Annotated in this window: 13 protein-coding genes and 1 pseudogene; 2 read left to right on the top strand and 12 right to left on the bottom strand. The window is 46.0% G+C overall.

Going from position 1 to position 11,135, the window contains the following annotated elements:
* The 10 genes from ACFOUO_RS00115 to ACFOUO_RS00160 all read right to left on the bottom strand — a co-directional run bounded on the left by ACFOUO_RS00115 (window position 1) and on the right by ACFOUO_RS00160 (window position 9,308).
* Entirely contained in the window at window positions 1-615 is a 615-nt protein-coding gene (locus ACFOUO_RS00115) for a hypothetical protein (protein WP_380700945.1), read from the bottom strand.
* 84 nt (window positions 616-699) lie between these two features.
* Complete coding sequence (locus ACFOUO_RS00120; RefSeq protein ID WP_380700947.1) at window positions 700-1,812, bottom strand: phage minor capsid protein; 1,113 nt, start codon at window positions 1,810-1,812, stop codon at window positions 700-702.
* Complete coding sequence (locus tag ACFOUO_RS00125) at window positions 1,812-3,365, bottom strand: phage portal protein (RefSeq protein WP_380700949.1); 1,554 nt, start codon at window positions 3,363-3,365, stop codon at window positions 1,812-1,814. Before ACFOUO_RS00125 ends, ACFOUO_RS00120 begins: the two co-directional genes overlap by 1 nt.
* A gap of 22 nt (window positions 3,366-3,387) precedes the next feature.
* Window positions 3,388-4,653, bottom strand: a complete 1,266-nt coding sequence (locus ACFOUO_RS00130) for a PBSX family phage terminase large subunit (protein WP_380700951.1) — start codon at window positions 4,651-4,653, stop codon at window positions 3,388-3,390.
* Complete coding sequence (locus tag ACFOUO_RS00135) at window positions 4,646-5,122, bottom strand: terminase small subunit (protein WP_380700953.1); 477 nt, start codon at window positions 5,120-5,122, stop codon at window positions 4,646-4,648. The genes ACFOUO_RS00130 and ACFOUO_RS00135 overlap by 8 nt, the downstream gene beginning before the upstream one ends.
* Window positions 5,123-5,149: 27 nt before the next feature.
* Window positions 5,150-5,281, bottom strand: a complete 132-nt coding sequence (locus tag ACFOUO_RS00140; RefSeq protein WP_380700955.1) for a hypothetical protein — start codon at window positions 5,279-5,281, stop codon at window positions 5,150-5,152.
* Between the two features lie 116 nt (window positions 5,282-5,397).
* Window positions 5,398-5,859 carry a hypothetical protein gene (locus ACFOUO_RS00145; protein WP_380700957.1) on the bottom strand — a complete coding sequence of 154 codons (462 nt, stop codon included), beginning with the start codon at window positions 5,857-5,859 and terminating at the stop codon, window positions 5,398-5,400.
* 5 nt (window positions 5,860-5,864) lie between these two features.
* Window positions 5,865-7,520 (bottom strand): HNH endonuclease, encoded by a 1,656-nt coding sequence (locus tag ACFOUO_RS00150; protein WP_380700959.1) that lies wholly within the window; start codon window positions 7,518-7,520, stop codon window positions 5,865-5,867.
* Between the two features lie 231 nt (window positions 7,521-7,751).
* Window positions 7,752-8,075 carry a hypothetical protein gene (locus ACFOUO_RS00155; protein WP_380700961.1) on the bottom strand — a complete coding sequence of 108 codons (324 nt, stop codon included), beginning with the start codon at window positions 8,073-8,075 and terminating at the stop codon, window positions 7,752-7,754.
* A 279-nt stretch (window positions 8,076-8,354) separates the two neighbouring features.
* Window positions 8,355-9,308 (bottom strand): DNA-methyltransferase, encoded by a 954-nt coding sequence (locus tag ACFOUO_RS00160; RefSeq protein WP_380700963.1) that lies wholly within the window; start codon window positions 9,306-9,308, stop codon window positions 8,355-8,357.
* Between the two features lie 105 nt (window positions 9,309-9,413).
* Between ACFOUO_RS00160 and ACFOUO_RS00165 the strand changes: the two genes are divergently transcribed.
* Window positions 9,414-9,668, top strand: coding sequence for a helix-turn-helix domain-containing protein (locus ACFOUO_RS00165; RefSeq protein WP_380700965.1), 255 nt, complete (start codon window positions 9,414-9,416; stop codon window positions 9,666-9,668).
* Window positions 9,646-10,224, top strand: coding sequence for a hypothetical protein (locus ACFOUO_RS00170; RefSeq protein ID WP_380700967.1), 579 nt, complete (start codon window positions 9,646-9,648; stop codon window positions 10,222-10,224). Before ACFOUO_RS00165 ends, ACFOUO_RS00170 begins: the two co-directional genes overlap by 23 nt.
* Here the strand turns inward: ACFOUO_RS00170 and ACFOUO_RS00175 are convergent.
* A complete protein-coding gene (locus ACFOUO_RS00175) occupies window positions 10,217-10,699 on the bottom strand; it encodes a sigma factor-like helix-turn-helix DNA-binding protein (RefSeq protein ID WP_380700969.1) in 483 nt (160 codons plus the stop codon). The genes ACFOUO_RS00170 and ACFOUO_RS00175 overlap by 8 nt on opposite strands.
* A 192-nt stretch (window positions 10,700-10,891) precedes the next feature.
* A pseudogene (locus ACFOUO_RS00180) lies at window positions 10,892-11,135 on the bottom strand (ATP-binding protein); the annotation flags it as partial.

Below are 11,135 nucleotides of genomic sequence, written 5' to 3' on the forward strand. Positions count from 1 at the left end.
TTATCGTTTAAATGCTTCCAACCACTTATCCATGTCGGATTGTGGCTGTTTTTGATGCTGGCCCGTGGTGAATTTGGGCTTTTTCTCTTCCTGCTCTTGCTCCCCTTTGAAATGCGGGTAGCGCTCCACAACTTTTTGGATCGCCGCATCCATGTCCGTTTCGTCATCCACAAGGTTTTTCGCCAATGTAACAACATCCGCCACCGCGTCAGCGTTAACCCCCGCTTTGACGGCGGACATTTGCGCTTTCAGGGTGGCGTTTTCGTTGGCAATCGTGCTGTGCTGTTGTTCCAGTTCCTTCAATCGTTCGGCCTGTTTCTCGGTTTCACTCATTTGCGATTCCTGCCATTCTCGAAACTTCTTCAATCCTTCTTTTGCGTTGTCAAAGTTATCAACGCCCAACTGCTTCAAAATCTTTTCTTCCGCTCTTCTCTTCTCTTTCGTTGCGATACGGTTTATGTCGTCCTGCGTAAACGTCTTTTCTTCTCCCCCATCTTGAGGGTCGTTATTATCTCCCGCGTCTCCGGCCTGCGGGTCGGCCCCGTCCCCTCCGTCGTCGCCGCCTTGATCGGCGAAAAACTGGAGGTTCATTTTCAGCGGTTCAAATTTATCCATCGGTTCATACCTCCCGTAAAGGGTGTTCTTCTTCCGTTTTATTTATAGCGTCCACTACGGATAAACGGACAGCCCCCAAAAGGTTTAAGAATGAATCTGTTCCCGATCTCTCCGCCTCGTCCGGCCTGTCTCCTCGATAAATTTCCTCATTCGGGCTTGTCTTGCCCTAACCAACTTCCGTGCCTCTTTCGCTCCTTCTTCGTCCCCTGCGGCCTCCAACATGCGGGCCTCGGTTTTCGCCTGTCTAATGGCCCTTTCAAGCCGCCTTTGTATCTGGCTGTTCTTATATGCCCGGTCGTTTTCTTCCTTCGGATAGCGGTTGTATCGCTTTTGGGATATGCCAGGGAAAAACGGGTATTGGAAATGCCCGCAATTGATCCCGAAAAGGCCGTCCGGCTGGCCCCTGCTCGTGTCCGCCAATGTTGGATACCCTTGCGTGCGCCCACTCCGGCTGTATATGCGCCCCTGATACGGCGCACATTTGGGACGTGCCCCAGCGTGGCTTGATACCTCCACCAAATCAACACCCCACCCACCAAAGCGGGCATCCTGCATTTCGTTTGTGATTTGGCTGCTCATCGTCCGCACAACCATGGACACATAACCCTCAGCGCTCCATTTACGCCCTGCCTTGTCGATCAATGCCGGGATTCCTTGCCGCGCCCACTGCTTGATGGTTGATCGGATCGCCTGTTTTGGGGTTTTTGTCCCGGCCAAAACTTCCGCCGTGGTGTGGTTAATGATGTCCCGGTATACCTGTTGGGATTGTGAAAGCAAGGTTGAATTGACAAGGTTGAGCGTATCTGTCGCCTGTTTTTCGTAGGTCTCAAGGATACGGGTGATGGTCGGATCTTCCACGGGCGGCGGCGGCTCGGTGATCGGTGCGCCTTTTCTCAATGCCGCTGCTAAAAGAGACTCGTTCGGCCCGATCCCCTCCACCCCGGCCTCCCGGAGCAGGTTCATGAAGTCCCTCGGCCCAATCCCCGCCATACGTGCCAAGATCGTTATATTTTCTTTCGTTAACCCACCTAGCTGGTTTAGTTTGTTGGCTTGCCATTTAATCACATTGTCAACTAAACGGCCCTCTTCGCTTTTTAGTCGCTTGGCTATACTGATCAACATTTCCGTTTGTATCTGGTTGTATAGGTTAATCAGCGGTTGGGAAAGTTGCTGTAATCGTTCCAGGGTGATCGGCATTAGTCACCACCGCCCCCGCCGCCTCCCTCGTCGCCCTGCTGCCCTCCGTCTTGCCCAAACATATCGAATACATCCGGCGTGTCCGTCGCCGTCTCCTCTCTCACGGCCTCCACCATTTCCGCCGCTTGTTCTTCGGTTAGAGCAAGGATTTTTTCAAGGGCAAAGGCTTTCGTGATAATCCCCTGTTGGAGTAGCTTTAGATAAAAGTCGGCGTTAGCGTTCCGGTCTTCTGCAATACTGTCGTCAAAATCAACGGTAACATCAAAATCGGCGGGCATGTCGAAAAGCCCGTATAGCTCGGCCACCTCCCCAATAGAGGTAATAAGGTCTTTTAGCGCTTCCTCAATGACCGTCTCATGGCTGTTCTTGCTTCGGAAAGTCTTGCTGTTCTCGCTGACAACTTCCGTTGCCGTCTTCACTCCCTGGCCGTCAAAGGAAAAAGCCCCCGGACTAAATCCAATTTGCATAGCAAAAACATCTAACAACGATTGGATAGCGCTTGTGTGTTCCTCCACGCGCAATTCTACACTGTTATCAAAGATTTTTTGTTGATCCGCCATGTCAAAATTGAACGCCTCATAGGCTTCGTCTGTCGCATCGAAATAACGTTTCAAATCCCCTGTTTGTGGGTCAACAACGGTTTTAATCGCCGTGGCGGGAACAATGATTCGCTTTTTACCTAGGCGAAACTCCCGGATCAAACTATCGAAAGCGATATCGAGCGCTTTGACGGTGTCTATCGCGTTGGCAAACAAAGAAATCCCCAACGGGGATTGAAGGTCAAAGCTATTCGCAATGTTGGGCTTGATGTAGACGAATAGCGGCCTTGACAGCCCGTCTATCCTCACCTCATCCTCCAAATCAGGATAAAGTGTATCCAGCGAAACCAACACGCCTAGCTCGTTCTCCATGTCGGATCGGAATAGCTGGTTACGGATGACATAGGTTTGTCCCTCCCATTGATGCCATTCTAGGAGGGTATACCAATACTTGCCCTTGCGGGTCACATTCACGAAAAGCCCCTCTGAAATGTGATCGTTGGAGTAGGAAAGCGGCACAAAGCAATCCGCCGTTGCATAAGTGATTTGGATTCGAGTTTGCCCGGCCCGGTCGGTTTCGGCGTATACTTTCGGGACGATGCCGCCCAGCGCAAACATATATTCCAATCGGTCTTGAAATACCTTGTGGAATTTGTTGTACTCAAATACGCTTTTGATCTCTTCCGAGAATCTTTCATCGGAAATGTTGATCGTACATTTTTCGTTAAACACCAACCGTGCCATTTCTTCACTTGCTATTTTCGGCATTCGGAGTGTATTCATGCGGCGTTTTCTCGTCCCCTGCCCAATCGTATTGTATTCGACGCGGTGAAAGGGCATGCCGTCAATGTCCTGCGCTAGATACCCTTTGTATAGATCAAGCCACATGGTAATTAACTTATAGTAATCGTCGGTGATCGGGATGTTTTTAAGGTCTGATACTGTCCTTATGTTCTTAATCAAGCCCATTCGGTTTAACACCCCCTTTATCTTCGCTATAAGCCCTTTCAACACCGCCCCTCACCCCCTTCTCGCCTCACAATACATAACGCTTATAGAAATAGTTGACGGCATATCTAAACTCATCTAATGCGTGGTTGAAATCGTCTATCGGCTTGCCGTTGTCACCCCGGCAGTACATTCCAACCTCTTTGATAAAGTTGTAGTGATCGTATTTTGGGTTGTCGACAAGAAAAAAACGCTCCTCTGATATGGCGTTTTGCGCTCGTTCTATTCCTACTTCGATACCCTTCACGCTCCCCTTGATATCCTTGGCGTTGTTGTCCGCTGGCCTTGTGTCGATCCCCACCATGTGTAATTCTTCCCGGAGTGATCGGCAAGATGGATCGACGAAAAATTCCGCCCACCGCATTTCGTAGCTTTTAGCGCACCACTCCACAAACGCCTTTATCTCCCGCGCATAAACAGACATCGCCTTAACCTGCCCGGTCTCGGCCCCGCTGTGGTAGTAATGCGCCACGCGGTTTAATCTAAACCCTCCATCGTGCCGGGTGACAATATTACATGAAACGCTTGTCGCGTCACTCTGCCCGCCGTCTGCTGTGAAATACATTTCGTAAGGCTCCCCAAGTAAAGACGGCGTTACATGCTTTTCCATATCGAACATGCCATAGATAACGCCCTCCGGCATAACGCGTTTCCCTTCCCAGTCACGGGCGAATAGATAGGGGTTTTTCTCCAACGTCCGGCGGATTTCTTCTTTCCGTTCGTCGGTAATGATCGGGTTGTCATGGATCCTCCAATGCTTCCAGCGTGTGCGCTGTACGTCAAATACCTCTCGGATAACCGGGTGGTTCGGGGCGGGTGGGTTTAGGTCGGCCAAATGATACCGCATTTTGGCGGCAAACGTCCGGCGAAAGCATTCTTGAATCATGGACAGATGCAAAAGGTTGATCTCACAAAAAACCACGCTTCCAAGGCTCATACCCGTGATCGCCTTCACGCTGTCCGCCTTGCCGCCGCCCTTGTAATAAACACGCTTGATCCCGTTCGGCGTATAGGCTTCCAAATGATCGCCTTTTTCGTTGTGGCGGATGGATGCTAGATCGCCGAAAATGTATTTCAACCCCAGCCCATCGGATTCAATGAACAGCCGATAAGCCTGCTCCTGATTGTAGGCCGTAATTAGGTGGTTCTCGTCAGGTGTATTCACAAGATACCGTGCATAACGAAAAACGCCCGCCGTTGTCTTGCCGGATCGCGGTGTGCCCTCGTTCACCTCAAGAGCTACGTCAAACGGTGCACGTATAATTTCCTTTTGCTTCGGTGAAAACCTAATCATCTCCGTTCACCACGTCAATAAGCGCATTCAATAGGCTTGTATCCTTGGCAGCTCCTTTGAGCAGCTTCGTTTTCTCTTTGATGTACTCCGCTTCAGCCTCAGTCTTCGCTAGGCTTGCCAACACATTAAACCGCTTCATTAGGCTATCAATCGCCTTTTGTCGCTGGTTAATGTCGGCCCTTTTCTCTATAGCCTTTCCTGTGGGCGTTATAATCTCCTCCGTTGCTTCCCCTCTTGCTATGCTCGTAAGGATTTCTAATGCCTCTGTAGCCCCTAGGATTCGCTCTGAGGCTATTTCTTTCATTCGTCCGTCGATATAGCCCAAAATTGCAGGTTTCTGCATGTTTTCTTGCCCGATCCTATGGGCGGTCTTTTCACTATACCCCGCCCGCCTTGCCGCCTCTGATGCATTCCCCGTCTCAATGTAATAATCAGCGAAAGCCTTTTGCTTTGGTGTCAGCTTCGCCATATCACCACCCCGATTCCATTACATCCCCTAGATGCGGTTTCGGCCCCCTCTCTCAATCAAATAATCAATCCCCCGAATGATCGCCTCGCCGATCAACACACCACTAACAGCACCAACAAAAAGGTTTCCAGCAAGTACCGGATCAAACCACCATGGCATCCAAACATCACCTCCCATAGAAAAAGCACCTCAAAATGAGGTGCTATATAGAAAACTCATTCCTATTCATTTGGATAAAGTTTACCTATCTGGCCATATAACGACCATACTTTCGCCTAGATTTCTTCCGGTTCAATCCATTGCCCCTTTTGGAGGTGATAAAAGTCATCTTCTAAGCGAGCCACACAGGGCAATGGATAGCTTCCTCCACCTGCTTTATCAAAACACTTTGCCAGCCATTCCACATAGTATTTACGCCCAAACTCAATCAATTCATCTTCCAACTCATCTACATCTTCTTCATCTAGATCCAACTCATCCAAACCAAGGTCTCCAGTTAAATCGACACCAGCTATACCTGGCTCAGGATAGTTATGGATGTTAGATACACTGATAGCTGAGTGAACAGTAATTGAAAGATACTCACCATCTGTTTCTAAGTCAAATAACAGAAAACGTGTATCCGATGGGTACTCTTTGGCCAAAACCTGTTTGATGCCTTTGATCGTATTCTCCTCTTCAGTCTGAATAATCTGTGTTACCTCTTGTTTGAGATCATCCAAATTCATTTCCTTCACCTCTCCTACCTCTTTGACCCTCCCCAGGTTTGTCGTCCACCTGTGTGGGGGGAATGTGCATGATATTTATATTCCACTAGTTGCATTTTCCCTCGATCTTGGTGATGGTGCCATGTAAACCCAACCGGCTCTTTGCCTTGCTTAATCCAATTCATATTAGCATCTTCAAACTTCTTCCTTAGGTTAGGGTCTTTCGTAATCTTATCATACAATCCAGCATCGCCTTTGCCACTTGTTAGGCTTCTTATCTCTGATTCACTTAAACTTTCCTTCAGTTCAGTGTTTTTGTTTAAAAATGCTGTCAACTTTCTAGTAAGGTTCTCACCTGGAGATCCTGTTCCGTTACGGATATTATCAAAGAACACTTTATTTATCTCTGATTTCTTGGTCTCACTCTTGCTGATAACTTCATAAAACTCCTTGTTAAGTGCCCGAAATTGGGTTTTGTCTCCTTTGAACCACAAAGATTCGTCTAACTTGGTGGAGTAACGGTTCCATTTATCAAAAACTGCATAGCCTTTTTCATTATAGGGGATCGTTACTTCTTTGCCATCAACAATCTTTGTATGTCCAACCCCAGCATATTGTCCACCAGTCAACTCTTGTGTTTTTCCCTGCCAGTCTACATAATACCTTTTTCCATCTTTTGCAAATGTCTTCCCTGCATCGTCAACAATTTGTGCCGTACCCTTTGTGGCAACGTCATCTCCATGCTTCGCCGATTGACTAGCCGCCTGCTGTGCCTTCGGAGTAATCCCCAATACAGGTGACGCGGTCTGAGCCAGTTGTACACCGTGCGTAATCCCACCCGCCAAAATAGCAGATGCAAGGGCATTCTTCCAGTTAATCTTATGCCCTCGGAATAAGTTGTCGGCAATACTACCAGCAGCCCCGCCAGCGGAGTTCCCCATAATCTGGGCAGCCTTTGTGGTTACATAACGTCCAAGTCCACGGGCAACTCCTCCAGATACTCCACCGCCAACGGCTCCAGCCAGCCCACCTATGGCAGTATCCGCCATGATGGTTTTCAGATCATTTCCCTGGGCAACGGATATACCTCCACCGATTCCAGCACCAATAAGGATACCAGCACCAAATGCCTGACCACCAGGGACAAACAGCAATCCTACTCCTGCCGCTATGGTGGCTACCGCAGCTATTTCTTCTTTATGTTCCTTCGTCCACTCCCAGGTAACTTCTCCAGCGTACTTCATTCCCTCCCAAGTATCGGAGGCAAAATCCTTCACGCTCTCCCACGGATGATCCGCAAACTCTTGGGCGTCCTTTTTCACATCGGAAGCCATGCGGGAAGTGGACTCTTTAAAACCATCCCATTTCTCCCCTGCTTCTCGCATCAGCTTGTCCCAAAACCCTTTATCCTCAGAAGGTTTACCGTGATTGGATGCTGAACCCTTTGATGAGTTCCCTCCCTGATCGGTCTCTCCATCTTCGGCAGTGGCTTTACATTCAGGGTCTTGGTTAATGCAGTGAATTTGCATTTCGATAACGTACTTCATCGGTTTTTCGACAGCGTATGTAAAGAGGATATTAAGCAGGATCGATCCGAACAATGCCGCCACAGCCATCGTGATAATGTACTCGATAGTCGAAGCGCCTTTCTTATCCTGCAAAGACCCTACAATTCGTCGTAAAAAGTTCAAATATGCACCCCTCCCTTACCAGATACTTTACGATAACTGGTAAGGGAGGAAAAGCGTTTAACACAATGTTATAACAATTTACTACTTTAGTTATAGAAATAAGCACCCATTGGGTGCTTATTCATCCATCGGCTCCTCTTCTTTCATCACCTATTCGATACCCCGGCCACGAGAACACCTCATAAATAGTAGAATCGAATGTAAATTCGTATTCTACGGTAATTTCTCCAGTTAAAAAGGTTTGGATGCCACTGCCGCTGAAAATTGGATAACAAAATCAACCATTTTCTCACTCCAATTGATTTTGTTCTTTTCATTTTTCATTGCTTCGAGATGGCTTTCTATAAATTCTTCAAGTTCAATTTTCATTTTTTCAAACTGCTCTTCCGACAATTTAGAGACAGTAGCTCTAAAATCCCCTTCAATATTTATCATGCCCCCTGTAGTAGCATCCGCGGCCACATCAAAACCATACCCTCGTGTTGTGCCTTTTACATTTATCTGCCCGCCCTCGGCTGCCTTTAAAAACGTTGTCTTACGTTCATTGTTATCCATTTACATCCCTCCTAACCTTTTATTCGTAAGGAAGGGGGAATTTAGTGTCATGTTGGAGAGTTTGATATCCGCTCTCTTCTAGATTCTTATACCGACAGTCGGTTCATCGATGACCAAAATCTTTCCGACTATGGTGCTTCGGACAGGAATCGAACCTGCTACCAACTTTACTACCAGACTTAAAAAATGAAACCTAAAAACCAGGGCATTCAGCCCTGGTTTTTTCGATGTATATTCCCTCTCACTATCTAGTGGCATTCGTATGACGAGACATTATATCTACACAAGTGTAAAACTACTTAAGTCTACCGTATCCCCATTAACAATTTGTTGATACAAGTCTTTGGCTTCTGATTCGTTGTTAGTAAATCTAAATATCGAAGCGGCAGCATATTCCGTATTCAATTCACAACTAATCCATTTTCTATCCAAAGATTCCGCGACTTCACCAGTGGTATTGGACCCCCCAAAAATATCTACTACCAGATCCCCAGGGTCTGTCAAAAACTTAATAAAAAACTCAGGGAGCTTAGAAGGAAACCTTGCGGGATGCCCTTTCACACCAGTCGCTTTACAAAGCTTAAGGTATTTTGAAGAACTCTCTGAGTTAGGTATATGCAAAAGATTGGGTGGAATTGCGCCGCCATTATTTTTGCCAAATCTCTCTGAGATATTGTGACCTGATGGTCTATCCTTAGGTTTGTAGTACTTATTACTATCCTTCAATAATTTTTTCATTCTATCAGAATATGGAACAAGAACATTTTTAATGTCGGCTTTTGGAAATGTTGATTTTGAGAACCACCAAACTGTATTAACTGCATCTTTAGCTCTAATTTTCCTTTTATTGACCCATTCAATTGGTGAGGGTAATTTCGAAGGGTTATACCAAAAAAACTCTTCCGCTAAATTAAAGCCGATTTCTTCACAGAACTTTATCAGTACCTTGTAATTGTATAAGGATCTAACGGGAACTCCTTTTTTATAAGCTCCTCCTAGATCAAGAACAAAACTCCCATCTTCTTTTAATTTATTTTTGATTAACTTAGCAAAAGTAGCAAGCCAGTCTATGTACTCTTCTTGCCCTTTGTTTCCATACTCCTTTTGCCTCTGTAACGCAAAAGGCGGCGATGTAACAACCAGGTTAATTGAATTATCTTCAAAGCTTTCCAATAAATCTAATGAATTTCCAATGTATAATTGCCCTCGTCTTGTTTGATAGGCTAGTTTCAAAAAGCACACCCTCCCAGTTAATGTTGCCTATAGTCTGCAGAATATATGTCCTCATTGTACTATAATTCCATTTACAGTTCAAACCCAATATGAGAAGGATTTTTTATGACAAATCACTTTAGGAAAGACCTCGATGCTCTAGGTCAAAATATCAGGACAATCAGAGAGAAGAAAGGCTTATCTCAAGAATCGCTAAGCTTTAAAGCCGATTTGCACAGAACATATCTTAGTCAATTAGAATCGGGCCAACGAAACCCTTCATACACTACGCTTTTAAAATTGGCAAATGCACTTTCAGTAAGTATATTTGAACTGATCAATGGAGGAATTAAAGAAAGTGACATTGAAAATCAAGAATGAAATAACCAACATCCTTTCAATGGTAGACCCTATCGAGAAAGAAGCTTTGAAACATGATATCATTCATGTCTTTGATGATGGAGGATATCGAGAGCTACTGTTGTTAAAAATGTTTGGTCTAAAAAAGGGGCTTGGTAGGCATGGAGATGATGGGATAGACCCTGAAACAAATAAACGTTTTGAACTCAAAACGGTCAATTTGATAAACACTAGCGGGAAACTACGTAAAAACCCAGGTATTACCACGTGCCATCATGTAAACCATGAAGTAATTAAGCGATATAGACAAATTTCGGCGATGGTTATAGGCATTTTTTACCTCACAAAACCTGCAAGGATTTACGAGCTCCCTACAATAGAGTTAGAATCCTATTTCCAACGATGGGAAACAAAATTGGTGGATGGAAAATTAGATCATCTCAATAACCCTAAAATAAAGTTTAAGGATGTGCTGGAAAAAGGGATTCTTCATTATCACGATCCTGAATTTGATCAATTTCTTAATGGTACTCATAAATCAAAACAACAAGACCTCTTTAACCCCAGCCTTACCTAACACAAAATAGGCTGGTTTCTTTTTGCTTCGTCATCTTCTTTTGTGATCTTCCTAACATCGTCTGTACCGAGCTTTTTGTAAGTCCAAGTAAAGACGCTACCTTCTCCATTGAAAACCCCTGCCCCACCTTCATCATATACACCTCACGTTCCAACTTGGTCAGGCTGGACAAGGCATCCTCTACCCGCCACATATCCCAATCCGATAGCGTACATTCCGGCTGCTGGAATGCTTCCTTGTAGGCATAACGCTGAAAGTGGATCGGATCAGTAGGCCTTTCCCGTTGATAGGCTGCCCTTCGCTCTATTCCTCGTGTGTTCCCCGGTTGCCGGCCAGTCGTCATCCATTTAATCGCATACTCTAGGTCCCTGATCATTTCGCTTAACGTCTGCCGGGCTGATGGGTTCTCCTCTGTTTCTCTCTCTCTCCGGATTACCTTCAGTGTCTCTTTATATTGCTGGATCAAATCTTCCACGTTCCCACCCCCATGTTGTGCTATAATAGTGATGGGAGCACTAGTTTCTCTAAAATTATTTTTTCACTCCGTCTATGTGATTCATTATCACTGACGGGGTTTTGTTTTGCCCTCTGCTCTACACTTAGCGCTATCGCCTTTACGTCACCCAAAATAAATATCTCGATTCCACCGTTAGGCGGATGCCGTCACTTATCCCACCCTAGAAAGCCTGTAGTCGGCTCCTACGGTGGCCAGAAGATATTTCCCACTCATGCCGACCAAACGGCTCCACGTGGCCCCTCCAATTCGCTCAGAGAGGGATTCAATGTCCTCATTACTGCTGAACAAAATCGGCCGACATGCTTTATATCTCTCGTTCACGATCTGAAAGTAATTTTTCTGCTTCGCCTGGGTCGGATTGCTCTTGCCCAGATCATCCCAGACCAACACAGGG

The sequence above is a fragment of the Salinithrix halophila genome, from assembly GCF_042650125.1.
GTDB classification, from domain to species: domain Bacteria; phylum Bacillota; class Bacilli; order Thermoactinomycetales; family DSM-45169; genus Salinithrix; species Salinithrix halophila.

Excerpts from the sequence above, each read along its gene's own strand:
- ACFOUO_RS00165 (WP_380700965.1), top strand. The coding sequence starts at position 9,414 with ATGACAAATCACTTTAGGAAAGACCTCGATGCTCTAGGTCAAAATATC.
- ACFOUO_RS00130 (WP_380700951.1), bottom strand. The coding sequence starts at position 4,653 with ATGATTAGGTTTTCACCGAAGCAAAAGGAAATTATACGTGCACCGTTT.
- ACFOUO_RS00155 (WP_380700961.1), bottom strand. The coding sequence starts at position 8,075 with ATGGATAACAATGAACGTAAGACAACGTTTTTAAAGGCAGCCGAGGGC.
- ACFOUO_RS00135 (WP_380700953.1), bottom strand. The coding sequence starts at position 5,122 with ATGGCGAAGCTGACACCAAAGCAAAAGGCTTTCGCTGATTATTACATT.
- ACFOUO_RS00140 (WP_380700955.1), bottom strand. The coding sequence starts at position 5,281 with ATGCCATGGTGGTTTGATCCGGTACTTGCTGGAAACCTTTTTGTTGGT.
- ACFOUO_RS00115 (WP_380700945.1), bottom strand. The coding sequence starts at position 615 with ATGGATAAATTTGAACCGCTGAAAATGAACCTCCAGTTTTTCGCCGAT.
- ACFOUO_RS00120 (WP_380700947.1), bottom strand. The coding sequence starts at position 1,812 with ATGCCGATCACCCTGGAACGATTACAGCAACTTTCCCAACCGCTGATT.